General features: G+C 65.7%; 21 protein-coding genes and 2 tRNA genes. 10 read left to right on the top strand and 13 right to left on the bottom strand.

What is annotated here, in order from left to right; translation table 11 throughout:
• Positions 1-131: 131 nt before the first annotated feature.
• The gene (locus OQF70_RS13035; protein ID WP_280538112.1) at positions 132-1964 is read right to left on the bottom strand and encodes an NAD-binding protein; all 1833 of its coding nucleotides are present in this window, start codon (positions 1962-1964) and stop codon (positions 132-134) included.
• 405 nt (positions 1965-2369) lie between these two features.
• On the opposite strand from OQF70_RS13035, the gene OQF70_RS13030 reads away from it, so the two are divergent.
• Positions 2370-2732 carry a hypothetical protein gene (locus tag OQF70_RS13030; RefSeq protein WP_280538111.1) on the top strand — a complete coding sequence of 121 codons (363 nt, stop codon included), beginning with the start codon at positions 2370-2372 and terminating at the stop codon, positions 2730-2732.
• Complete coding sequence (locus OQF70_RS13025) at positions 2733-3062, top strand: hypothetical protein (protein ID WP_280538109.1); 330 nt, start codon at positions 2733-2735, stop codon at positions 3060-3062.
• Between the two features lie 313 nt (positions 3063-3375).
• On the opposite strand, the gene OQF70_RS13020 is transcribed toward OQF70_RS13025, so the two are convergent.
• A complete protein-coding gene (locus tag OQF70_RS13020; RefSeq protein ID WP_280538107.1) occupies positions 3376-5082 on the bottom strand; it encodes a Na+/H+ antiporter NhaC family protein in 1707 nt (568 codons plus the stop codon).
• Positions 5083-5450: 368 nt separating this feature from the next.
• On the opposite strand from OQF70_RS13020, the gene asd reads away from it, so the two are divergent.
• Together asd and OQF70_RS13010 are read left to right on the top strand one after the other, a co-directional pair.
• Positions 5451-6491, top strand: coding sequence for an aspartate-semialdehyde dehydrogenase (gene asd, locus OQF70_RS13015; RefSeq protein ID WP_280538106.1), 1041 nt, complete (start codon positions 5451-5453; stop codon positions 6489-6491).
• A 177-nt stretch (positions 6492-6668) separates the two neighbouring features.
• The gene (locus tag OQF70_RS13010; protein WP_280538104.1) at positions 6669-7553 is read left to right on the top strand and encodes an RNA ligase family protein; all 885 of its coding nucleotides are present in this window, start codon (positions 6669-6671) and stop codon (positions 7551-7553) included.
• Here OQF70_RS13010 and OQF70_RS13005 read toward each other — a convergent pair whose 3' ends face one another.
• Positions 7554-8624, bottom strand: coding sequence for an aminotransferase class V-fold PLP-dependent enzyme (locus OQF70_RS13005; RefSeq protein WP_280538102.1), 1071 nt, complete (start codon positions 8622-8624; stop codon positions 7554-7556). It lies immediately after the preceding gene.
• Positions 8625-8791: 167 nt separating this feature from the next.
• On the opposite strand from OQF70_RS13005, the gene OQF70_RS13000 reads away from it, so the two are divergent.
• Both OQF70_RS13000 and OQF70_RS12995 read left to right on the top strand, forming a co-directional pair.
• Positions 8792-9001: a DUF2892 domain-containing protein gene (locus OQF70_RS13000; RefSeq protein WP_280538100.1), complete on the top strand. Its 210-nt coding sequence runs from the start codon at positions 8792-8794 to the stop codon at positions 8999-9001.
• 94 nt (positions 9002-9095) lie between these two features.
• Positions 9096-11483, top strand: a complete 2388-nt coding sequence (locus tag OQF70_RS12995) for a PAS domain S-box protein (protein ID WP_280538098.1) — start codon at positions 9096-9098, stop codon at positions 11481-11483.
• Between the two features lie 58 nt (positions 11484-11541).
• Here OQF70_RS12995 and OQF70_RS12990 read toward each other — a convergent pair whose 3' ends face one another.
• The 4 genes from OQF70_RS12990 to OQF70_RS12975 form a co-directional block, all read right to left on the bottom strand.
• The gene (locus OQF70_RS12990) at positions 11542-12429 is read right to left on the bottom strand and encodes an ABC transporter ATP-binding protein (protein ID WP_280538096.1); all 888 of its coding nucleotides are present in this window, start codon (positions 12427-12429) and stop codon (positions 11542-11544) included.
• The gene (locus tag OQF70_RS12985; RefSeq protein WP_280538094.1) at positions 12426-13295 is read right to left on the bottom strand and encodes an ABC transporter permease; all 870 of its coding nucleotides are present in this window, start codon (positions 13293-13295) and stop codon (positions 12426-12428) included. The genes OQF70_RS12990 and OQF70_RS12985 overlap by 4 nt, the downstream gene beginning before the upstream one ends.
• Positions 13296-13311: 16 nt before the next feature.
• The gene (locus OQF70_RS12980; protein WP_280538092.1) at positions 13312-14331 is read right to left on the bottom strand and encodes an ABC transporter substrate-binding protein; all 1020 of its coding nucleotides are present in this window, start codon (positions 14329-14331) and stop codon (positions 13312-13314) included.
• Between the two features lie 214 nt (positions 14332-14545).
• A complete protein-coding gene (locus OQF70_RS12975) occupies positions 14546-15325 on the bottom strand; it encodes an MOSC N-terminal beta barrel domain-containing protein (protein WP_280538090.1) in 780 nt (259 codons plus the stop codon).
• Between the two features lie 437 nt (positions 15326-15762).
• Between OQF70_RS12975 and OQF70_RS12970 the strand changes: the two genes are divergently transcribed.
• The 3 genes from OQF70_RS12970 to OQF70_RS12960 all read left to right on the top strand — a co-directional run bounded on the left by OQF70_RS12970 (position 15763) and on the right by OQF70_RS12960 (position 18152).
• Positions 15763-16854 carry a pyridoxal phosphate-dependent aminotransferase gene (locus OQF70_RS12970; protein WP_280538114.1) on the top strand — a complete coding sequence of 364 codons (1092 nt, stop codon included), beginning with the start codon at positions 15763-15765 and terminating at the stop codon, positions 16852-16854.
• Positions 16855-17162: 308 nt separating this feature from the next.
• Positions 17163-17717: a DoxX family protein gene (locus OQF70_RS12965; protein ID WP_280538088.1), complete on the top strand. Its 555-nt coding sequence runs from the start codon at positions 17163-17165 to the stop codon at positions 17715-17717.
• 99 nt (positions 17718-17816) lie between these two features.
• Positions 17817-18152, top strand: a complete 336-nt coding sequence (locus tag OQF70_RS12960; RefSeq protein ID WP_280538086.1) for a hypothetical protein — start codon at positions 17817-17819, stop codon at positions 18150-18152.
• Between the two features lie 62 nt (positions 18153-18214).
• Here the strand turns inward: OQF70_RS12960 and OQF70_RS12955 are convergent.
• Together OQF70_RS12955 and OQF70_RS12950 are read right to left on the bottom strand one after the other, a co-directional pair.
• Positions 18215-18289: transfer RNA gene (locus OQF70_RS12955), tRNA-Glu, on the bottom strand.
• A 303-nt stretch (positions 18290-18592) separates the two neighbouring features.
• Positions 18593-18666 (bottom strand) — tRNA-Tyr (locus OQF70_RS12950).
• Between the two features lie 189 nt (positions 18667-18855).
• Between OQF70_RS12950 and OQF70_RS12945 the strand changes: the two genes are divergently transcribed.
• Positions 18856-19872, top strand: a complete 1017-nt coding sequence (locus OQF70_RS12945; protein ID WP_280538084.1) for an MBL fold metallo-hydrolase — start codon at positions 18856-18858, stop codon at positions 19870-19872.
• Positions 19873-19941: 69 nt separating this feature from the next.
• Here OQF70_RS12945 and OQF70_RS12940 read toward each other — a convergent pair whose 3' ends face one another.
• The 4 genes from OQF70_RS12940 to OQF70_RS12925 all read right to left on the bottom strand — a co-directional run.
• Positions 19942-21798 (bottom strand): DEAD/DEAH box helicase, encoded by a 1857-nt coding sequence (locus OQF70_RS12940; RefSeq protein WP_280538082.1) that lies wholly within the window; start codon positions 21796-21798, stop codon positions 19942-19944.
• Between the two features lie 77 nt (positions 21799-21875).
• Positions 21876-22490, bottom strand: coding sequence for a hypothetical protein (locus OQF70_RS12935; protein ID WP_280538080.1), 615 nt, complete (start codon positions 22488-22490; stop codon positions 21876-21878).
• 93 nt (positions 22491-22583) lie between these two features.
• Positions 22584-23144, bottom strand: coding sequence for a TATA-box-binding protein (locus OQF70_RS12930; protein ID WP_092815717.1), 561 nt, complete (start codon positions 23142-23144; stop codon positions 22584-22586).
• Between the two features lie 93 nt (positions 23145-23237).
• On the bottom strand, positions 23238-23497 hold a 260-nt coding region (locus OQF70_RS12925), incomplete at its 5' end, for a hypothetical protein (protein WP_280538078.1).

The following is a 23497-nucleotide window of genomic DNA, read 5'->3' as shown; positions in this document are numbered from 1 at the left end:
CTTTGCCTCTTCGATTCATGTCTCTCCAGCCTACGTCAGGTTAAGCGTGCACCGTCGTTCTCCCGTGCTACCCCGGGTCACTCTCCAACCCCGGTTCACTCTCCAACCCCGGTTCACTCTCCAATCCCGATTCACTCTCCGAACTCGCGCTCGAACCGCTTCACGTCGTCGTCGGTCCCGACGATGACCAACTCGTCCTCGCCTCCAACCTCAAACGTGTGGGGATCGAACCCGTGTATCGTCGATCCACCACGCTCGACGGCGACGATCGTACAGCCGGTTTGTCCCCGGACGTCCGCGCCCGCGATCGTCGATCCCGCGAGCGAGCCGGCGGGGAGCCGCACCACGTTGATCCGCTTGTCGTAGGCGAGAACCTCCTCGTCCTCGAACACCGTGGAGGCCAACATCCGACCGCTGATGGTCGCCAAGGACTGGACGTAATCGGCACCCGCCCGATACAGCTTCTCCACGTTCGCGTCGTCGTTGGCTCGGGCCACGATGTCGAGATCGGGATTCAGCTCTCGAGCGATCAGCGTCGTGAAAATCGTCGTCGTATCGTTGCCGATCGTGAGGACCAACACCGACGCCTCCGTTATCCCGGCCGCATCGAGAACCGCCGGGTCCCGTGCGTCCCCAACGACGTCCACCACGTCGGCCGCCTCATCCACCCCCGATCCCGGTGCGTCGGCTTCCCCGGTCGGTCCATCATTCCCCCAGGGTGACGACACGTCCGGTCGTGAATCGAGCATGTCCATCTCGGGATCCAACCCACCAACGGACTCGTCACCCTCATCCCGGGAGGACGGTCCTCCACCGTCCCCCGTGCTCGCGATCCGTCCACTTCTTCCGGTCTCGACGAGGTCGAGAACCGTCACGTGGGACCCCGCTCGAGCGAGTGCTTCGTAGGCCGCCCGCCCTGAATCGCCGTACCCGGCGAGGACGATCCGCTGGGAGGGGAAGGTATGAACCGTCGCCTCGGTCGCCTCCCGGAACGTCTCGATCCGCTCCGGATCGCCGACGACGAGCACCCGTGTGCCCGCATCGAGCCGAGCGCTCGGCTCGACTGGCGTCTGAAAGTCTCCGTTGGTCCACACCCCGATCACGTTCACGCCGAACCGCTCGCGAACGTGTATCTCATCGAACCGGCGCCCAGAGACGGTGCTGTCCTCGGCGATGGCCATCTCCACGAGTTGGAAATCCTCACCAAGCGTCACGCCGTCGTCGACGTCGGTCGCGACCGCGGTCGGAATCTCGCCGATCAGGCTTCGGCCCAGAAGCTGTCGCGGTGAGAGCACCTCGTCCGCGCCGGCAGCGCGGTGATACCGAGCCAGATCGGTATCGGTCACGAGCGTTATCGCGCGGACGTCCGGGTTCGCGTCGCGGGCCGCGAGCACGATGCTGGCGTTCGCGTCGTCGGTCGAATCCGCGACAACCGTCCGTGCGGTTTCGATCCGCACGTTCTCGAGCGCCGCCGTCGATTCCGGATCGCCGTGAACCACTCGGTAGCCCTCGTCGTGAAGTTCGCGTGCCGTCTCCGCGTCGGGTTCGACGAGTGCGTACGCGCGCCCGCGTGCCTCGAGCTCCGAGATGAACGCCTCCGTCCGCGGCGTGTACGCACAGATCACCACGTGGCCGGGACCGACGTCGATCGACTCCGGCGGACTCGGCGTCACCGCCTCCCGCAGCCACGGCACCGCGAAGACGTCGACGCCGGTCAGGATCAGCCCGATTCCGGCCAGCTGCATCGTGATCACGAGCGCGTTCATCTGCGGCGACTGCCACGGCGAGTCCTCCCCGTACCCGGTCGTCGTGAAGCTCTGCACGACCACCTCGAGCGATCGATACAGGGGCTGGGGTCGCCCCTCCCAGACCGCCATTCCGGTGTTGTACACGAGAGTAAAGAGGACGGTCGTCGCCACCACCAACCCGACATAAAACGCCGTTCGTCGCGCACGCAACACCATACGCCACCCGTTCAACGGGCAGGTATGAAGGTCCACGGATCACCTCGTTTCCGACTCAAAATCCATCCACCGATCGCCGTTAAAACAGCCGCCGCTCGATCGTCTCGTCGGCGTCCGACTCGACGAGATGGGTCTCAACCAGGGGCGCACAGGTCGCGACGAGTTCGTCAGGGATGTCGTTACCGCACTAGAGACGTATCTGCAGTAGTTCGAAATGTACGCCCGGAACACACCGGGCGAGGATCTACAGGCTGAACAGGGCGAGTGCCTCGGGGCTTGACCCCGAGGTACTTCACTAGTAGGCTCGGTGGAAGTGAAACGCGACCTTTTTACGGTCGAATTCGGCCACGACGACAGATCCAGTACAGCAGTACATTCATTACGTCAGTACACTAAGTACAGTGTATGCCAGTACGTATCGAAGAGTTCGAAACTGGTGAGCTGCCCAACGGCCCGAGCGTTCCCGAGCAGGTGCTCACCTATCTGTACACGAACAGGGATAACGCGTTCACTCGTTCCGAGATTGCAACCGGAATTGACGAAGATCCGAACACAGCCGGAACTGCACTCTCTCGGCTGAAGCAGCGTAATCTCGTTAGACACAAAGGAAAGTACTGGGCGATAGCAGAGGATCTGGATCGGGTGAGAGACGCCTATGACCTTCACGCTATCACGGAACGTCTGGATGAGGAAGACGAGGGGATCAATCCGGACGAGTGGGACGCCGTTGCCCCCGACGAACCACATCCCAGCGAGCGAGACGGATAAATGCAGCCGGAGCAAGGTGACGTGGTTCGAAGCATGGATCCGTTCAAACTGGGCGACGATAACCAACGACCGTGGCTAATTGTCAACAACGATTCGCATCCGTTCAGTGACGAACAATTCCTCGCGGTCGCCATCTCGACGAAAGAATATGAGGACTCAATCGCACTGGAACCGGATGTATGGACGATTGGTGGCGTACCGCAACAGTCGTTTATTTCACCGTGGGCGGTTCATTCACCCCGTATCGAAGACTTGGTTGCGTGGCAGGGACGTGTCACAGACGAGTTCGTAAGGGATGTCGTTACCGCGCTGGAGATGTATCTACAGTAGTTTGAGATGTACGCCCGGAACACTAACGACCGGTCTCATCTCCGGCGGCGTGCCGTGTCGACCGGGAAACCCTCGTGCCGGGCGGCCGGAGACGTTCCGGCGGACGGTCCGAACGCGATCGAACGCGCTCGGACGGGGATGTATCGCGCCCGGGTTCGCCGCTCGGTCATCGCTCCCAGTCGGGAATACTCCGGCGGGGACTGAAGGCGCGTACGCCCCTTAGCGACTACACGTTCTTAAGACGTCCGACGACCTCGGATTTCGGGGATCCACCCCGTTCGCCCACCACAACCGCTGTACTCACCCGACCGCATCACTCCGATCCAACGTCCGTGTCCACGCCCGCGTCCGTCTCCCCGACGTCCTCGCGTGGCGTGTTCGCGGCGATCGGCGAGATGCCGCGACGACGTGCATCGAACTCCGAGAGCCCGTAGACGAGGCCCACGAGGACGACCGCACCGATCGGGAGCAACACGACCGGCGAGATGCCGACGTATCCCCACACGAGCAGGAGGACGATCGCGACGATCCCGACGGTGCCGGCGTAGTACAGCTGGGTTCGAACGTGGTCGATGAGGTCGGCGCCGGTGAACGTCGCGGAGAGGACGGTCGTATCGGAGATCGGCGAGGTGTGGTCGCCGAAGATCGATCCGGAGAAGATCGCCCCAACCATCGCCGCGACGAGCGTGTGGCCCGCGGCGCCGCCGCCGGTAATCGACCACGCGACGGGGATGACGATCGGGGTGAGAATGCCCATCGTTCCCCAGGAGGTCCCCGTCGAGAAGGCCATAAACGCCGCAATGACCACCACGAGTGCGGGCAGGATCGCCGGGTTCACGACGCCCTCGGCCACGCCGGCAACGTACTCGCCGGTACCGAGTGCGCTCACTACCTCGCCGATCCCCCACGCGAGCGAGAGGATGGAGACCGCGGTCAACATAATGCCGAACCCGTCGATCGTCGTGTCCGTGGCCTCGCCGAGCCCGAAGATCCCGTACGCCTTCCCGAGGACGAACCCGGTGACGACCATCGCGAAGGATCCGTACAACAGCGCCTTGTCGTAGGCGGCATTGGTGACGCCGTCCCAGAGGGCCCCGGTCGGGTCCGCAAGGAACCCGCCAGGTGTGAACCCGCCGGTCCACAACGCGCCGATGAGCGTGACGACGATGAGCACCGCGACGGGACCGAAGAAGTTGATGAGTCGCGGGTTCGCCGCGGACGGATCGCCGAGTTCGGCGGCGACGTCCTGCATCGGCCGGGCCTCCTCACGGTTGACCTTTCCGGTGGACCACGACCGATGTTCAGCGGCGAGCATCTCGCCGTAGTCCCGTCCCGAGAGGACGATGACGAACACCATCACGATCGCGAGGATCGCGTACATGTTGAACGGGATCGAGTTCACGAACACCTCGAAGACGGGTGGGTGGTCGCTCACGCCTGCGGCCTCGTACCCGTCACTGATGAGGGACAGCTGAAAGGCAACCCACGAGGAGATCCCCAGCGTCGCGACCGGCGCCGCCGTCGAGTCGACGAGGTAGGAGAGTTTCTCCCGGGAGATCCGCAACCGATCCGACACGTCCTTCATCGAACTCCCGACGATCGCGGTGTTGGCGTAGTCGTCGAAAAAGAGGATCACGCCGAGGACGGCGATCGAGACGCCGGCCTTTCGCTGGGTCGTGAGCCGTTTGAGGGCCCAGTCCCGGATCGCGTACGACCCCCCGAGGTTCCAGACCATCGCCACTCCCGATCCCAAAAGCAGCGTGAAGACGATGATCGTCGCGTGGAACTCCCCGGCGATCGCCGCGATGATCCAGTCGAACGCCGGGAAGAAGCCGAACCCGGCCGCGACAACCCCGGAGACCCACCCGACGGGGTCCCCGAGGAGGGTCGGTCCCCCGGCCTGAATCACGCCCCCGGACCAGATGCCCAAGAACAGCGACAGTACCGCCTTGCGAGTCACGATCGCCAAGGCGATCGCGAGCACGGGTGGGATCAGTGATGCGGCACCGAATTCAACCATATTCCGATCGATTCGACCGGGAAGTACTTAAAAACCTATCCAGATCGGCGATTCGGCCACGGTCGAACCACCATCTGTCCGACACAGCCATCCATCACCCGACAGGCTGCACCACCCCGACAGGCTGCACCACCCCGACAGGCTGCACCACCCCAATTGGCTGCATCGATCCAGCAGACGGCAGTGCCCCAGCGGACTGCAGCGCTCCGACCAACGGATGGACGACTCCGGCTGACCAACGAGGGAAGAACCCGGCCACAGATCGAATATCCCGATGATCCATCGTCTCGGCTTCGAACGGCGCCCGTCGATCCGAACCGTCACCACGAATCCGAACGCACTTATGCGGGAACGACCCACACCCAGCAATGACTGTACGAGTCGGCATCCTCGGCGCCACCGGCGCCGTCGGACAGCGATTCATCCAACTGCTCGACGACCACCCGACCTTCGAACTCGCCGCGGTCACCGCGAGCGAGGCCAGCGCCGGGAAGACGTACCGCGAAGCCGCCAAGTGGCGTGTTGACACACCGATCCCCGACGACGTCGCCGAGATGGAGGTCGTCGAAACCGACCCGTCAGCGGTGCCTGACGATATCGACCTGCTCTTCTCGTCGCTGCCCTCCGACGTCGCCGCGGCGGTCGAGCCGCCGTTCCTCGAGGCCGGCTACGTCGTCTCCTCGAACTCCTCGAACGACCGGATGGCCGAGGACGTCCCGCTGACGATCCCCGAGATCAACCCGGACCACCTCGGACTGATCGACGTCCAGCGCGACGAGCGCGGCTGGGACGGCGCGCTCGTGAAGAACCCGAACTGCTCGACGATCACGATGGTCCCGACCCTCGCGGCCCTCGACCGCTTCGGACTCGAACGTGCACATATCGCGACGCTGCAGGCCGTCTCCGGCGCCGGCTACTCCGGCGTCACCTCGATGGAGATCATCGACAACGCGATCCCCCACATCGGCGGCGAGGAGGAGAAGATGGAGACCGAATCCCGGAAGCTGCTCGGCTCCTTCGACGGCGCCGAACTCTCGATGCACGACGCCGACGTTTCGGCCTCCTGTAACCGTATCCCGACGCTCGATGGCCACCTCGAGAACGTCTTTGCCGAGCTCTCGGAGGACCCTTCCGTCGAGGCGGTTCGCGAGGCGATGCACGATCAGCCCTCTGCTGACCTCCACAGCTCCCCGGACCAGCTGATCAAGGTCTTCGACGATTCGGAGCCGGAGCGTCCACAGCCCCGCCTCGATCGAACCTACGCGAACGGGATGGGGATCGTCGCCGGCGGGGTGCAGACGACGACCGACGGCGTGAAGTACAACTGCCTCGCGCACAACACCATCCGCGGCGCCGCGGGCGCGTCCATCCTCAACGGGGAGCTCCTCGTCGAGGACGGCTGGATCTGAGACGGTCGGACCCAGGGGATCCCCGCCGACACTCAGCGGCATACATCGACGATCGTCCGTTCCTGTCGACGATCATCGACGATCGTCCGTTCCCGTCGACGATCATCGACCACCGCCCGTTCCCGCCGACGACCGTCGACCGTCGACGATCGTCCGGATCACGATCGCACCCACTCGATGCACACCTATCCATCCCTCCCGCGAGTCGAGAACGCGCCGGACGCCCTCCTGCAGGACGGTCACCTGTGGATCCTCGAGAAGGTCGACGGCGCACACCTCCGGTTTCAGCTCCGGGATACCGGCGTCATTCGGTTCGGTGACCGGGACCGGGTCTATATGGACCCCGCCGAGATCCCCGAGCCGTACCGTCACGCGGTGCGGCACGTCCGTGAGCGACTCGACCGGGAGGCGCTTCGAAACGCGGCTTCGGACGTCGAGGACGTGGTCTTCTTCGGGGAGGCGACACACCGGCACACGATCGACTACGACTGGGACCGGACGCCGTCGTTTCTCGGGTTCGACGTGTGGTCCGCCGCGGCGGGCGGGTTCCTCCCGCCCGACTCGGTCGAGTCGATACTCGGGGAGCTCGGACTCGACGCCGTTCACGCCGTCGATCGTGAGGTTCGAGCTCGCGATTTCGATCCCGACTCGTACACGATCCCCGGATCGGCCTACTACGACGGGCCGGCCGAAGGGGTCGTGATACGCGATAAAGCCGGTCACCGGGGGATGATTCAGCATCCCGAATTCCGTGACGGGTCCGACTTCGGGTTCGCTTCCGGTTCCGCTCCCGGTTCCGCTCCCGATGATCCCGTATCGGACCGTCTCGACGCCGATGCCGCGGCTGACCGGTTCGTGACCCGCCGGCGGTTCGAGACGATCGCGACCCGGCTCGCGGAGACGGATCGGGAGGTCACCTTCGACGCCCTCTATGACCGCGTCCTCGAGGACGTCGCCCGCCGGCAGCACCACCTGTTGTATGCGCATCCACGGCCGGTCGATCTGGATGCGTTCCGTGCGGTCGTTGCCGCCCGGACGCGTCGGTTCCTCGACGACCGCTGACTACTCCACGACGGCGCCCACGGCGTCCATCACGCGATCGACCGCCTCGACGTCCGCGTTGTACCCCATATGGCCGATCCGCAGGATGTCGTCGGCCAGATCGCCGAGCCCGGTGGCGAGCACGATGTCGTGTTCCGCCTCGACGCGGTCCCGGACCGCCGTCGCCTCGCCCGGCAGGTGGAACGCGGTCACGGTCGGCGAGGCCCGTTCGGGGTCTGGATAGAGATCGAGGCCGAGTTCGCGTCCGCGCGCGCGACAGCGTTCGGCGGCCCGTTCGTGGCGCTGGAAGACGTCGTCGAGTCCCTCCTCGAGGATCAGGTCGAGCGCGACGTCGAGCGCGGCGACGTTCGCGCTCAAATGGGTGTACGGGAACCCCTCGGAGACGTCACGCCACGGCAGGAAGTTCGTGTACAACGACGCCGGGTCACGCTCCTCCATCCGGTCCCAGGCGCGATCGCTGATCGCGGCCGTCGTGAGCCCGGGTGGTGCGCTGAAGCACTTCTGGGAGGCTCCGAGACAGACGTCGATCCGATCGGTCGGGACCGGCGTACCGCCGAGTGCGGAGACGGCGTCGACGACGCTGACCACGTCGTGGTTCTCGAGGCGATCGAGGGCCGGCCCGATGTCGTTGAGCGTTCCCGTCGGCGTCTCACAATGGACCAGCGTGGCCACCTCGATGGGATCGCCCTCCGCCGCGGCCGCCTCGAGCGCCTCCTCCACTGCCGCCAGGTCGTATCCCTCCTCATAGGGTGCGGAGACGACGATCGCTTCGCCGCCGTACGACTCGACGAAGTCCGCGAACCCGTCGCCGTAGAGCCCGTTCGAGACGCACAGCACGCGGTCGCCGGGGGCCACGAGCGACGCGATCGCCGCCTCGAGCCCCAGGATCCCCTCGCCGCCCGGCACGACGACGTCGTGGTCGGTTCCGTAGACGGTCGCGAGCTTTCCACACACGTCCGCGTACCGGTCGGCGAACGCCGCCTCGATGTCGGGATTCGGCTGTTCGGCGGCCATCGCGTCCCGCACCGCCTCCGGAACCGTCGTGGGTCCGGGAGTGAATCTCGTTGGCATACCTCGTCGTGAGGTCGGCAGCCACATCCCGATTTCGATCGGGTGGGTGACCCCTCGGACACGTGGGTTCCTGTGATCCGAAATCAACGCCCGTGCTCCGCAATCAACGTGTGTGATCTGGTGGAAACAGCACAATAGTAAAGTCGAACGGGGACGTATCTCCGACTATGGACACAAACGTCGGTGAGATCGATCGGGCAGTACGGATCGGACTCGGTGCCGTCGCCGGGATCGTTTCGGTGGCGATCCTCACGAACGCCCTCGCCGCACCGTCGGTGGTCGCGCTCGTGTTGGGGATCGCGGCGATCGTCCTGCTTGCGACGGGCTACCTGAGTACGTGTGGACTCTACGCGGTGTTGGGCATCGACACGCGCTGATCCGGAGACGCGCTACTCGACGCCCCGATCGGACCGTTCCCCGTTCAGCCCGTTCCCCGATCGATTTTTACGCACTGCGCGCGATGAAACGGATATGTCCGACCAGATCCGGGTTCTTCACGTCGACGATCAGCCGGAATTCGGGGAGCTGGTCGCCACGTTCCTGGAACGTGTAAACGACCGGATAACGGTCGTTTCCGAGACCAGCGTCGACGCCGGCCGCGATCGACTCGACGCGGAGGCGGACCGGATCGACTGTATCGTTAGCGACTACGATATGCCCGGGACCAACGGCATCGCGTTCCTGGAGGCCGTTCGAGAGGAGTACCCGACACTCCCGTTCATTCTCTTTACGGGCAAGGGATCCGAGGAGGTCGCAAGCGAGGCGATCGCCGCCGGCGCGACCGACTACCTCCAGAAGCGGGGCGGCACCGAACAGTACGAACTCCTCGCCAACCGGATCGGCAACGCCGTCGAGCAGTACCGCTACGAGGCCGAACGCAACCGCGTCTACCAGGCCCTCGAAACCGCCACACAGGCGATCGGACTCATCGACGAGGGCGGCCACTATATCTACCTGAACGAGGCGTACGCGAACCTCTACGGCTACGAACCGGAGGACCTCGTCGGCGAGCACTGGGAGGTGTTGTACCCCGAGGAGGAGACGAAGCGGTTCAACGAGGAGATCCTTCCCCGGCTCGCCGAGGAGGGCCGCTGGACCGGGCAGAGTTACGGCCGTCACGTCGACGGAACGACGATCCCCGAGCGGCTCTCGCTCGCACAACTCGACACCGGCGGCCACGTCTGTGTGGTACAGGACATCTCCGAGCAGCGACGGCGCCGGCAACGCCAACAGCGACAACGGGAGGCGCTGCTGGACCTGGTGACCCACGAGGCGGTGATCTCGGGATCGTTCGACCGCGCGATCCGCCAGGTTACCGAGACCGCAACCGACGTGCTTGAGGTCCCTGTTGCTAACGTGTGGCTGTTCGATCAACACGGGACGGCCCTGCGGTGTGTCGACCACTACGACCGCGAGGCCGATACGCATCGGAACGGGCAGGAACTCCTCGCCGAGGAGTACGCCGAGTACGTGTCAGCCATCGAGGACAACCGCGCGATCGCTGCCACCGACGCCCGCGCGGACGACCGAACGGCGGGGTTGACGGACGACTATCTCGACCCGAACGACGTGTCCGCGTTGCTTGATGCCACCCTGCGGTCGGAGGGCGAGGTCGTCGGCGTCGTCTGTCACGAGGAACGCGAGGAGACACGCGAGTGGACCGACGACGAGGTCCAGTTCGCGACCGACGTCGCCGAGATCGTTCACCGCGCGCTCCGCAACCGGGACCGCCGCGAGCAGCAGGCGGAACTCGAGTTCCAACGCTCGTTGCTTCACGCCCAGCAGGACGCCATCCTCGACGGACTCATCGTCGTCGACGAGAATCGCCGCATCGTCTCGTACAACGACCGGTTCGCGGAGCTCTGGGACGTCCCGGTCGACGCCCTCGAGGAGGGAGACGACACGGTCGTGCTCGATCAGGTCGCCCGACAGGTCGCCGACCCGGAGGCGTTTCGTGACGCCGTCGAACGACTGTATGACGATTCGACGACGACGAGCCGCGACGAGATCGACCTCGCTGACGGCCGAGTGTATGACCGATACACGACGCCCGTCACCGGCGAGGACGGGACCCACTACGGTCGGCTGTGGATGTTCCGCGACGTCACCGATCGAAAACACCGTGAACGCCGCCTCGAGCGGCAGACCGAACAGTTCGAGGAACTCGCGAGCGTCGTCTCCCACGACCTGCAGACGCCGATCTCGACGGTCCGTGGGCGACTCGAGCTCGCGCTCGAGGACGGCGAGGAGGACCACATCGAGGCGGCGGTCCGTGCGCTCGACCGGGTCGACGACCTTCGGGAGGACCTCGTGTCGGTGCTCCGGTCCCGGGAGATCGTCTCCGAGACCGGGACCGTCGACCTCGCGTCGGTCGTCGGAACCGTCTCCGAATCGATCGAGGGCATCGATGACGACCGCGTCGCGGTGGTCGACGCACCGATTCGGGTCGTGGGCGACGAGAACGCGCTCCTCCGGCTGCTCCAGAACCTGATCGGCAACTCGGTCGAACACGGGGGGTCGGACGTTCGGGTTCGGATCGGCGCGCTGTCCGGCGGGGACGCGCCGGCCGACACATCCGGCAGGGACGCGCCAGCCGACACATCCGGCGATGACGGCGCATCTGTGGGCGCCGCTCCCGAACCCCGCGGATTCTTTCTCGAGGACTCGGGCCCGGGCATTCCGCCCGATGATCGTGACGACGTCTTCGAACCCGGGTTCACGACGAAGACCGACGAGAACGGGACGGGAATGGGGATGGCGAGCGTCGAGCAGATCGTCGACGCACACGGCTGGACGATCGCGATCGACGACGCAGCGGTCCTCGACGGCGTTCGGTTCGAGATCCGGTTCAACGGGTGATCGGGGTGTCCGGAGTGAACGGGATGAACGGTGCGGGAACGGGGTGAACGGCGATCGGTCACCGATCCCCGTCAGCGCCGATCCGGTGGCGAAGCAGCGAGATGTACTCCCCGAATTCCGGGTCGCCCCGATCGCGCGGTCGGTCGAGGTCGATCCGGATCACGTCCTGGAGGTGTCCCGGATCGGATCCTAACACGAGTACGCGGTCGGCGAGCGTCACCGCCTCCGCGACGTCGTGGGTGATGAACAGCGCCGTCTTGCCGGTCTCGCTCCAGATGTCGAGCAGCTCGCGCTGGAGCATCTCCTTCGTCTGTGCGTCGACCGCCCCGAAGGGCTCGTCCAGCAACAGGAGGTCGGGATCGACCGCGAGCGCGCGGGCGATCGCCACGCGCTGTTTCATCCCGCCGCTCAGCTCGGTCGGATAGCTGTCCTCGAATCCCGTGAGTCCGACGAGGTCGATCATCCGCTGTACGCGGTCCCGTCGTTCAGCGTCGCTCGCGTCGGTGTGTTCGAGGCCGAACCGGACGTTTCCGGCGACGGTCCGCCACGGGAACAGGTGATACTCCTGGAAGACGACGCCCATATCGGGTCCCGGATCCGTGACCCGGTCGCCCCCGAGATAGATGGCCCCCTCACTCGGCTCCTCAAGCCCGGCTATCAGCCGAAACAGCGTCGTTTTGCCGCTCCCCGAGGGACCGATGACGCAGACGAACTCGCCGTCAGCGACCTCGAAGGAGACGTCCTCGAGCGCGCGCACCGTCCCGTTCGGCGTGTCGTAGCGCTTGCTCAGCCCGCGTGCCTCCACACGCGGATCGCCGGGGACGGATGCGGCGTCCGCGGTCAGCGACTCCTCGGGAGACGACGTCGGCCCGTCGTCGGAAGCGGACGCGGCCGACCCGTCGTCGGCTGGCGCCGCCGATCCCGCTCCGGGATCCGGCCCGGTCATCGCGTCTCACCCCGCCAGACGAGCAGGCGACGCTGTGTCGCCCTGAAGGCGGTGTCGACGATCAGGAACAGCAGGCTCAACACGAGGATGTACGCGATCACGACGTCGACCTGCAGATTGTTCGAGGCCCTGAGGATCCGGCGGCCGATCCCCGGAACGCCGAAGATCTCGGCCGCGACGACCAGCATCCAACAGCGGCCGATCCCGGTGCGAATCCCGGTGAGTATCTCGGGGGAGGCCGCCGGGATGACGACGTGCCGGAGCAGTTCACGATCGCCGTCGACGCCGAGTGACCGGCCGACGTCGACCAGATCCTCGGAGACGCCCTCGACGCCGCCGTAGGCCGCATAGAAGTTGATCCAGAACGCGCCGATCGCGATGATGAACGCCGCCCCGGCGTGATTGATCCCGAACCAGGCGATCGCGAACCCGATGAGCGCCAGCGGCGGCACCGGACGCAACAGGCGAACCACGGGGGAGGTAACCTCGTCGATCGTCGGGTTCCAGCCGGCGACGACCCCACACGCCACGCCGAGGGCCGTCCCGACGATGGTTCCCGGTATCCAGTGGAGCACGCTCTGTCCGATCGCGACGAGGAGACCGCCCGAACTGGCCTCCTCGATGAACGTCGTCGCGACCGCCGCCGGTGTCGGGAGGACGTAGGACGGCTGGGTCAACGAGACGAGGAACCAGCCGATGACGAACGCTGTGACCCCGCCGGTCCCGTAGCGCGCACGCCGCGATGTGAGCCGCTCGAGGACGGCCACTCGATCGGTGGATTCCGGCGTCTCGGCGGCACCCTTCGGCGTGACTCGGTCGCCGGTGGCCTCCGTCTCGGCCGCCGTCGATGTCGTATCGGTTCCCATTCCTCGTCCGTCCCCCTTACAGTCCCTCGTAGACGCTGTAGTCGAATATCTCGTCGATCGTCCGTTGCTCGTCGGTCTGGCCGTTCGCCTCGGCGAAGCGGGCGAACACCTCGGTCCCGCTTTCGATCTCGCGGGGGTCGGTGATGAAGTTCGATAGCGGCGACTCCAGCGCCGTTCGTGCGCGGTCCTCGGGCATTCCGATCCCCTCCTCGACGTGGACGGCGGTCTCGTCTGGGTTCTCCTGGATGAACTCCGTCGCCCGCACGTGCGCGGAGAGGAACTGTCCCGCGAGGTCGCTTTCACGAACCGTGTCGCTCATCGTCACGACCGCGCCCGGCTGTCCGGGCATGATCTCGGCGGCGGTCTTGAACAGCGAGACGTCGGCCCCCTCCTCGCTGGCGATCGTCGGCACCGGCTCCATGATCGAGGTACCGTCGACCTCGCCGTTGGCGATCGCCTGCCAGACCGCGCTCGCGCCGTTGATCTCGGTGATCGTCACGTCCGAGTCGGGATCGAGTCCGAGCCCGTCCGAGAGCCAGTGGCGCAGGAAGACGTCCGGCGTCGATCCCTGCGGGAACGTCCCGAACTCGAAGGGGGAACCGGTTTGTTCCTCCCAGACGGCGAAGGCCTCGGCGCCGTGTTCCTCCCACAGTGACTGGAACTCCTCGTCGGCCATAATCCCCAGCATCTCGTGGATGTTGGCGGCCGTCACCTGGACCGGCAGTCCGCGGTCGATCGCGATGATCGATGGGACGATGCCGAACATCGCGACGTCGATGTCGCCGCCGCCGAGCGCCTGAATGATGGCCGGGCCGTCGGTGAACTCCTGGCCCACGACCTCGGCGTCCACGTCCGCGAAGAATCCCTCGCCCTCCATCACGTACCACTGCAGGTCCGGATAGATCGGCATGTGTGCCACGGTCACCTCGTCGAGCCCGTTCCCCGATCCGCCCAGACAGCCGGCGAGCCCGACCGCCGCCGTTCCGCCGGCAGCCGCGAGGAACCCGCGCCGCGTCGATCTCGTCGGTCCGTTCATACACCCGGGTTCGGGTCCCGCAGACATTCGGTCGTCGCCGCCGGCGATTATCGCGGGTACGCCGACGTCAACGGGGACGATTCAACCGCCGCAGAACCGATCTTTCGTGGCTGTATCGAGCGATATCGAGTGGGCGAGCCGTCACAGATAGCGGAGATTATCTCTGCAACATCGCTGGATCCACGATCGGAGCGATGATCGGTCGGCGCTCGGGTCACCGATCGACGACGTGGACCTCGTCCCCGACGCCGATCGACCCGTTTCGGCTCCCCTCGAGGATCCTGGCGATGATCATCAGCGTGTAGTGGTGGTCGAACGCGTCCGGGTCGGCCCACTTCGGGAACGTCTCGCGCCGCTTCTCGATGAATCGGGTGCGGAACTCCGGGAGCGGCTCCCCCGTATCGGGGTCCCGACTGGGAACCACACATCGCGCGCACGGGGTGACGCCCTCGAACCGGACGTCGCCGACCGTGAACGTCGGCGCGTCGTCGCCGACGAACCGGTCCTCCCAGAAGGGCTCAACGCCCGACACCTCGACGTTTGCCCGAAGCCGACGGCGGGCTCCCTCGACGGTCAGATCGTCGAACCAGCCAGCGACCGTCTCCAGCGTCTCCGTGCTGATGACCGATGGCCCCATATCCGGCCGGTCGACGAACCCGACCGACGAGTTCCGCTCCAGGGTCAGCGCCGCGTCGAACACGCTGCTGAACCACTCGCCCGCGCGCGACCGCTCGTCCGCCTCGTCGAGCGCGAATCGTCGCCGGTCGCCGCCGGGCGTCTCGACGCGGAGCTCACCCGTTTCGGGGTCGAAGTCGGCCCGGAGATCGTGTATCGTCTCGAAGTCCTTCCCGTTGCTGACCTCGCCGTCCTCGTCGACGAGCCCGAACTTGCGGTCGTACGCCAACGTGCCGCCCTCCCGGATCGCCGAGGTCTCCACGTCGATCCCGTCCAATCCCTTCACCGGAAACACCCGGATCCGCTCGAGCCGTGCCATTACCGTCCGGATGCGCGCACCGGTCAATAGCGTTTCGCCGAACGCGATCACGTGACGACCGAGTCCCGTCTGTCCCTCACAACCGGTTTCACCCCGTTCGAATTGATCGTCTCCCGCAACCGGTTTCCTCCCGGTCGACTCTCGCAACCGTTTTGACCCGTCCCCGCCGAGCATCGGTAACCGAACGGTCTCGGTCGGGTTCTCCGACCGATCCGATCCACCACGATGTCACGAACCGACTCACTCCCTCCGACCGGGCCGTCGGCGGTCCTCCCCGCCGAACCCACGGAAGCCACGACACCCGACGTCCTCCCGCTCGCTGATCAACCCCTCACCGCCGGTCGACCGGTGATCCCTGTATGACCGATCGGCGAACGCCCGATGTCGACGTCGGAACCGATCGCACCGACGCGGTCGCCGAGTCCGTGATCCGGGAGATGACCCGTGAAGCGCTCGCTCACGACGCGATCAACCTCTCGCAGGGTATCCCCGACGAGGACGAGACCCCGCCCGCGATCAAGGCCGCAGCGAAGGAGGCGGTCGACACCGACAGCCAGTACACGATCACGTGGGGGCTCCCCGAGCTTCGGGAGGTCGTCTCCGACCGGTACGCCGACTGGAAGGGCGTTCGATACGATCCGGAGACCGAGGTGACGATCACCACCGGCACGAGCGAGGCGCTGATGTCGACGCTGCTCTCGCTCGTCGACGGCGACGACGCGGTGATCTACTTCGAGCCGGTCTACGAGAGCTACATCCCGGCGAGCCAGTTCGCCGGCGCCGAGGCGATCCCGCTGGACATCACCGACGATCTGACGGTCGATTTCGAGGCCCTCGAAGCCGCGGCCGAGCGTGCAACGGTGCTCGTGTTGAACACGCCGATGAATCCGACCGGGAAGGTCTTCTCCCGGGAGGAACTCGCGCGGATCGAGGAGATCGTCTTCGAACACGACCTGATCGTCCTCACCGACGAGATCTACGAGCACATCGTCTACACCGACGACTACGTCAGCCCGGTCGCGGTCGGCGATCTCGCCGATCGAACCGTCGTCTGTACCGGCATGTCGAAGACGTTCAGCGTCACGGGCTGGCGCGTCGGGTTCTGTCTGGCCCCCGAATACCTCTCCGCGGAGCTACGGAAGGTCCACGACTACACGACCATCTGTGCGCCGACGCCCTTCCAGCGGGCCGGCGTCGAGGCGCTGTCGCTCTCCGACGACTACTACACGGAGCTTGCCGACTCCTACGAACGCCGTCGGGACCTGCTGTGTGAGGGCCTCGAGCGCGCTGGTCTCGATCCCGTTCGCCCGGACGGGGCCTACTACGTAATGACACGCCACCCGACCGACGAGCCCGACATCGAGTTCTGTCGCCGCCTGATCCGCGAGGCCGGCGTCGCCGCGGTCCCCGGCGGAAGCTTCTACACCGATCCCAAGGCCGACGCCGACTGGATCCGGTTCACGTTCTCCCGCAACGAGCCGACGCTCCGGGAGGCGATCGACCGGATCGTCGAGAACCGCTGGTGGTGAAGACACACCCCTCCCCGGCGTCGACTCGACGACGTCGTCGTGGATGGCACCGTCGACGTTTCGGCGACGCTTCGGCAACGTCTCGGCGACGTTCCGGCAACATCTTAACGACGTCTCGGCGACGTTCCTATGTTGCCGGGTTTCCAATGAATCCAGATCAGTTGAGTTATAACCGAGATATCTTGATGATCGATCGAGTCACCTCGAAATAGCATCCGATACAGCACTCGATACGTATATTATATTGCTATTCCTCCAGTTCGTATTCGGCGAGTGATTTTAAGGGGTCATCGGGATATCGTACACGTATGGCATCACGAGAAGTCACGCTCGAAAGTACGATCGGCGGGTTCACCGCCCAGGGACAGTTACACACGTTGAGCGTCTGGTTCATCCTCGCGCTCCGACTGATGATGGGGATCGCGTTCCTCCAAAGCGGCGTCGACAAGGTTCTCTCCGGGAGCTTCGGCGCGGCCGGCTACCTCCAGAACGCGCCGCCGTCGAACGGGAGCCCGGTCGCGGACCTGTTCGTCGCGATGGGGAACACGCCGTGGTTCGTTTCCTTCGTGGACGTCGCCGTTCCCTGGGGTGAAGTCCTGATCGGGCTCGGGCTGATCGTCGGCTTTATGACTCGGCTTGCCGCCTTCTGGGGAGCGTTCATGATGCTCCTGTTCTACCTCGGGAACTGGGAAATCTCCCACGGCTACATCAACGGCGACTTCGCGTATATGCTCGTGTTTCTCTCCGTTGCCGCCTTCGGCGCCGGACGGATCCTCGGGCTCGACGCCGCCGTCGAGAACTACGATGTCGGCGGCGAGACGCTGATCGATCGGTACCCGTGGATGCGGTACCTGCTCGGTTGAGGGACGCCCCAGTAGCTGGCCGCTCCGCCGGCGGACTGTCTCCGTCGGCAGCGACGCTCCGCCGGCAGACGTTTTTCCGTGTGACTCGTATGTGCTAGTATGGCACACAGACTCGTCCGTGCACGACCGACGACCGACCGGCTCGCGGAACTCCGGGAGCGACTCCGGGACGGCGACGTCGAATCGATGGAACCGTTCGGCCGCGCGCTGACCACCGCCCTCGAGCGGGCGAAATTCGACCCCGACACCGGCGAGGCCGTCTGGATCGAGGAGGACTACTGCACGCCGCCGCTGGCGATGGAACGGGACGCAGTCCTCGACGAGTACTTCGAGGACATCACCATCGTTGTCGACGACGTCGACGAGGCGGCCGGGTGGACCCGTCTCGAGGATCTGCCAGGACTCTGGAAACGGGTGTCGACCGTCGATCGGTGACGACTGCGATCGGTGACGACACGCCGGGCTGTCGAATATCGGGACCGGAATCGAGAATGAAATGCTCCGACTGGGATTCGAACCCAGGTCATCGCCTCGAGAGGGCAATATGATTGGCCGGACTACACCATCGGAGCGTGTAGCACGTTCGTCTGAACGCATCCGTCGGTATGACTGACCGAATTAAAACAGTTCCGTTTCACGACCGCCGTGGGGCGCTTTGCCGTGTCGCGAGAGAACGCGGTGGCCGATCGCCGTCCAGGTCGAGGCCGACGAGATCTGGACGGCGATCCGACACGACGACCCAGCGATCACTGGGAATCCGAAGGATTTCACTCGGATTCCCGATGTCGACGTGTGCGAGTACTGAGCGTCGTCAGTCGCTGTCGAGGTCGATAACGGTGTTCGAGCGAGAAACTCCGAATCGGCTGTAAAATGGATCCGGACTCCCCGATTTGAACGGGGGGCAAGCCGATCTACAGTCGGCTGCTCTACCAAGCTGAGCTAAGTCCGGTACGGTCCTACGTAGGTGACGACCCGGACTTAAGGGTTCTCTTTCGTCCCGTCCCCGTGGGTCGATCGCACCGTCGAAACCGGACTGATCGCGGTCCCGAGCAACGCCTCGGTCGACAGGCGTAACCCGTTCGCGAGCCCACTGCCGGCTGATGACCGTGCCGTTCACCACGCCGGGAGGATCGCCACGATGACCGCCGACGTCATCCGTATCGGGTTCGGAGCCGGCAGTCCGGAGGGAGCCAACAGCGCGTACCTGCTGCCCGAGCGCGGCGTCCTAATCGACCCCGGACCGCCCGGTGACGCGGCCTTCGAGACGCTCCTGTCGGGGATCGACGCCGCGGGTCTCGCCCCTGAAGACCTCGAGCACGTCCTCGTCACTCACTGGCACGTCGACCACGCCGGATCGGCGCCGCGGATCGCTGATGCAGCCGACGCGACGCTGTGGATGGGCTCCGACGACGCCCCGCTCGTCCGGGAGTACGCGACCGCGCGCGATCGTCGCCTCGATCGTGACGCGGCTGCGCTCCGAGACTGGGGCGTTCCCGACGAGACCGTCGAGGCGGTCGTCGCCGGCGACACGCCCTCGCCGATGCCCGATCGAACGCCCGTGTCCGACCTTCACGACGGCGACGTCGTTGCCGGTTTGGAGGTCATCGACACGCCCGGGCACACGCGTGGGCACGTCGCGTTCCACGACCGAATCGCCGACCAGGGTGATCACGAGAGCGATACGTCTGAGGGCGAGGCGCACGAGCGCGACGACGATCGGAGCGCCCTCTTCGTCGGGGACGCCGTCCTCGCGACGTACACGCCGAACGTCGGCGGGGGAGATACGCGCCTTGAGGATCCACTGTCGACCTATCGCCGAACGCTCGACCGGCTTGACGATCGGTATGACCCGGAGACGACGACGGCGTATCCGGGACACGGCACGCCGCTCGATCTCGACGATCGGATCGGAACGATCCGGGATCACCACGGCGAACGTCGAGGAAACGTCTGCGATGCGCTGACGGAGCGATCGCCGGATCCCGCGACGCCGTGGGAGATCGCGGAGGACCTCTTCGGCGAGCTGTACGGGATCCACGCCAAGATGGGCGCCGGGGAGGCCGCGAGCCACCTCACGGATCTGGTTGCGACCGGTGACGCACGGCTCGTCGACGAGGAGCCGCTGCGGTACGTGATCGACGAGTCGGCGGAGTGACGGCGCCGCAGGCGGTGACGGTGGATCGGGCAACGACGACGTCGCCTCGCTCGATGAGGCGACGACCGGTCACGAATCGACGGTCGTCTCTCGAACGCGGATCCCCTTCTGTGCCAGATGACGCATCTGCCGCTGTGCGAACTCCTCCTCGGCGGACCCGCGCGTCGCGAGCACGTACACGAGCGCCGACCCTGTGGGACGCATCGTTCGGCCGGCTCGCTGTGCGCCCTGACGGCGCGACCCGCCGAGCCCGGACGCGACGATCGCGAGCTCCGCGTTCGGGAGATCGATACCCTCGTCGCCGACCCGGGAGACGACGAGCACGTGCCGGTCGCCCTCGCGGAACGCCTCGAACAGGCGGGACCGCTCGGCGTGGCGCGTCTCGCCGCTGATGAACGGGACCGAGAGTGCCTCGGCGATCCGCTCGCCCTGATCGAGATACTCGACGAAGACGAGCGCCTTCTTGCCCGGATGCGCCTCCAGCAGGCTGCGGATCTCCGTGGCCTTCGTCGGGTTGCTCGCGGCGAGCCGGTATCGTTCGCGCCCGTCCGCGCTCACGTACGCGTTGCGCGCGTCGTCATCGCGCCAGGGGACGTACCGGATCTCGATTTCGGGCTCCTGGACGAACCCGGCCTCGAACAGGGCGTCCCAGTCGGCGCCGATCGGCGGCCCGATGAGGGTGTAGATCTCGTCCTCGTTGCCCGTCTCCCGGACCGGCGTCGCCGACAGTCCCAGTCGGTGCTTCGCCTGCAGGTCCGCCGACCGAGAGAAGACCGGGCTCGGGATGTGGTGAGCCTCGTCGTAGACGATCAGTCCCCACTCCCGAGTGTCGAACAGCTGTCGATGGCGGTCCATCCCGGCGGTCTGGTAGGTCGCGATCGTCACCGGTCGGATCGCCTTTTCCCCGCCGTGGTACTGGCCGATCTGTTCGGCGTCCAGGGTCGTGTGCGTGAGCAGCTCCGTCCGCCATTGCTCGGCCAGCTCGCGTGAGGGAACGAGGATCAGGGTTTCGCCGCCGACCGCCGCGAGCGTGCCGATCGCCGCGACCGTCTTTCCGGACCCTGGCGGGCCGACGTAGACGCCGGAGCGCTTCTCGAGGAAGGTTTCGACCCACCCCTCCTGGTAGTCCCGAAGATCCGCCGCCAGTTCGACGTCGATCGGATCCCCCTCCTCGAGGTCCCTGTCGTCCTCGACCGGATAGCCGGCCTCGTAGAGCGATCGCTTGATCGCGGCGATCGCCGACTCGTTGACCCACGCCTCCGTCTCGGAGATCGGCGCCCGCAGGTGGTCCTCGGCGAGGTGGTCCTCGGCGACCGTGCCGAGCAGGGACTCGCTGGCCGCCTCAAGGACGACGTAGCCCTCCTCGTGGGTGTACAGCCGGAATCGGTGCGCGCGTTTCCACTGGTCGCGGATCCACTCCTCGAGATGGTCGTGTCTGTTCGGCAGTACCGACCGAAGGCTCGCGAGCAGCCCCGACACGTCGTCGAACGGGGCTGCCCAGACGTCTTCCTGACGAATCCGGTAGAGGTACCCGCGTGTCCCGGGATCGGTCCCCGAGGTGTCGACGAGGTGTGCGAACTGCGACAGCTGTGCGCGTGTGTACTGTGTCGGTTGGTCGACCACGATCTCCCGACGGGTCGGGAAGGTGACGACTCGCTCGCGGGCCGCGAGGTCGTTCCACCGTGCCGGATAGAACACGACCGGATCCGACTCCACGTCGACGCGAGCCACGTCCCCGTCGGACGCCAGCCGATCGAGCCCCTCGCGTGCGGCCGATTGCGTCACTCCGAGCCGGCGAGCGACCTGCTGGGCCGTCGCCACCGGTCGCCCCTCAGCCTGTAACGCGTCGAAGAACGTCTCCCGCGAGATCGACTCTTCGGCGACCGCCGTTCCGTCGGCGTCCTGCTCGTCTGTGCCGTCGCTCATCCGGTGATCGATGGTGGCGCTCGCGCAAATGCGTGCCGGCTCGGAACCGAGGAGTCGCCGGGGCTCATCGAGTGTCGTTACCGACAGTGACGCGTCGTGAGCGTCTCCTTCGACCGAAACCGACCGTTACAGTCCGCACACACGACGTATCCGTCGCCGATGCCGGTTCGAACCCGGTGGTTTCCGACCGTGAAGGGTCGATCGACCTCCCGCGGACGGATCTCGTCGGGGATCCGTTCCTCCGACCGAGCGCTGAGCGCCGACCGAAGCTCGATCGTCTCCACGTCGGTCGCGTCGAACCGACGGGCGGTACGCGCGGCTTCCGGGTCGACGATCTCCGTCCACCCGGTGACGACGACCGGAGACGGTGTCTCCGTGTCCTCGACGACGATCACGTATCGAACCCCATCGTCGGTGTACGCGAACCGCCAGCCGTCGGTGGTGCTCCACCGAAGCTGTCCGTGGACGATCGCCTCACGGACCGCATCGAAGGTCACGTACCGTCCGGGTTGGGTGACGCGGTCGAGAAAGTGGTCGGTGAACGCGTACGCGGTCGGATCCCGGACCGGGGGATCGACTGCGGACCGGCGTGCGTGCGATGCCGAGGACGCCCCCTCGTTCGCGCCCGCAGGGGCGCCCGGAACGATATCGAGAGCCTTGCCGGCTCCCGATCCGTCTCGTCGGGATGCCACTACCTGATCCATCGACGTCCACTCTCAAAGGTATTACGGCGGATCGTCGCCGTCGGTCGCCGATCATCGATCCGGGCCCGTCTCGAGTCCGTGCTATCCGAGGAGGCCGAGATCCTCGATGCGATCGACGATCTCCTCGACGGCCTCCTCGGCGTCGTGGGTGTGTTTCCCGCCGGTGATGACGATCTTCCCGCTGCCGAACAACAGGATGACCACGTCAGGATCGTCCATTCGGTAGACGAGCCCGGGGAACTGTTCGGGTTCGTACTCGACGTCCTCGAGCCCGAGGCCGATCGCCAGCGCGTTCAGGTTCAGGTTGTGTCCGAGGTCCGCACTCGAGACGATGTTCTGGACCGTGATCTCCGGGTCGTCCTCGACCGGGATGGTGAGGTCTCGAAGCTTCTCGAAGATGATCCCAAGCGCCTCGTGGACGTCGTCGATGCTCTTTGCGCCCGTACAGACGATCTTGCCCGATCGGAAGATGAGTGCAGCCGCCTTCGGCTCCTGGGTCCGGTAGACGAGCCCGGGGAAGTTGTCCGGGTTGAAGTCCGCGCCGGGAAGGTCCTCCGCCAGCGCCTCCAGGTCGAGTTCCTGCCCGATCCCCGTCGATGCAACCACGTTCTGAATCTCGATCGACTCTGCGGGATTCGTCATTGTTCGCCTTTATATGTGTGCTCCCCCCTTATAAACGCCGGTGTTATAAATGATGATTCCGAAAATTCGGTTTTCACTCCTTCTACCGGCTTTCTATCGGGCTTTGACGAGCGTTGTCCTCATATGAACGGTCGGGACGGTCGTCGTCGTCGATGCGTCGCCCAGATCGTCGCCCGGATCGCCGCCGCCGGTGGTCGGATGTCGTCGCCGTGGTCGGCGGGATGACGGCCCATGGAACCGGGTGACGTGGCGCCGATCGAACGACGACGTTAAGTAATCACCACTCCTCGACAGAAATGCAACGGACGCCCCATCCGCGGGGCGCTCCGACCGGTCGACCGCTCCGCGGTCGG

Origin of the sequence: Halopenitus sp. POP-27 (assembly GCF_029889855.1) — an archaeon.
Taxonomy (GTDB): Archaea; Halobacteriota; Halobacteria; order Halobacteriales; family Haloferacaceae; genus Halopenitus; species Halopenitus malekzadehii.
Note: the sequence above shows the minus strand (reverse complement) of the source record. Positions and strands in the feature narration are given on the sequence as shown.

Coding starts and splice junctions, on each gene's coding strand:
- OQF70_RS12980 (WP_280538092.1), bottom strand. CDS start 14,331: ATGAACGGACCGACGAGATCGACGCGGCGCGGGTTCCTCGCGGCTGCC.
- OQF70_RS13025 (WP_280538109.1), top strand. CDS start 2,733: ATGCAGCCGGAGCAAGGTGACGTGGTTCGAAGCATGGATCCGTTCAAA.
- OQF70_RS13035 (WP_280538112.1), bottom strand. CDS start 1,964: ATGGTGTTGCGTGCGCGACGAACGGCGTTTTATGTCGGGTTGGTGGTG.
- OQF70_RS12945 (WP_280538084.1), top strand. CDS start 18,856: ATGACCGCCGACGTCATCCGTATCGGGTTCGGAGCCGGCAGTCCGGAG.
- OQF70_RS12975 (WP_280538090.1), bottom strand. CDS start 15,325: ATGGCACGGCTCGAGCGGATCCGGGTGTTTCCGGTGAAGGGATTGGAC.
- OQF70_RS12970 (WP_280538114.1), top strand. CDS start 15,763: ATGACCCGTGAAGCGCTCGCTCACGACGCGATCAACCTCTCGCAGGGT.
- OQF70_RS12965 (WP_280538088.1), top strand. CDS start 17,163: ATGGCATCACGAGAAGTCACGCTCGAAAGTACGATCGGCGGGTTCACC.
- OQF70_RS13020 (WP_280538107.1), bottom strand. CDS start 5,082: ATGGTTGAATTCGGTGCCGCATCACTGATCCCACCCGTGCTCGCGATC.
- OQF70_RS13005 (WP_280538102.1), bottom strand. CDS start 8,624: ATGCCAACGAGATTCACTCCCGGACCCACGACGGTTCCGGAGGCGGTG.
- OQF70_RS12990 (WP_280538096.1), bottom strand. CDS start 12,429: ATGACCGGGCCGGATCCCGGAGCGGGATCGGCGGCGCCAGCCGACGAC.
- OQF70_RS12930 (WP_092815717.1), bottom strand. CDS start 23,144: ATGACGAATCCCGCAGAGTCGATCGAGATTCAGAACGTGGTTGCATCG.
- OQF70_RS13000 (WP_280538100.1), top strand. CDS start 8,792: ATGGACACAAACGTCGGTGAGATCGATCGGGCAGTACGGATCGGACTC.
- asd (WP_280538106.1), top strand. CDS start 5,451: ATGACTGTACGAGTCGGCATCCTCGGCGCCACCGGCGCCGTCGGACAG.
- OQF70_RS12995 (WP_280538098.1), top strand. CDS start 9,096: ATGTCCGACCAGATCCGGGTTCTTCACGTCGACGATCAGCCGGAATTC.
- OQF70_RS13010 (WP_280538104.1), top strand. CDS start 6,669: ATGCACACCTATCCATCCCTCCCGCGAGTCGAGAACGCGCCGGACGCC.
- OQF70_RS12985 (WP_280538094.1), bottom strand. CDS start 13,295: ATGGGAACCGATACGACATCGACGGCGGCCGAGACGGAGGCCACCGGC.
- OQF70_RS12960 (WP_280538086.1), top strand. CDS start 17,817: ATGGCACACAGACTCGTCCGTGCACGACCGACGACCGACCGGCTCGCG.
- OQF70_RS12940 (WP_280538082.1), bottom strand. CDS start 21,798: ATGAGCGACGGCACAGACGAGCAGGACGCCGACGGAACGGCGGTCGCC.
- OQF70_RS13030 (WP_280538111.1), top strand. CDS start 2,370: ATGCCAGTACGTATCGAAGAGTTCGAAACTGGTGAGCTGCCCAACGGC.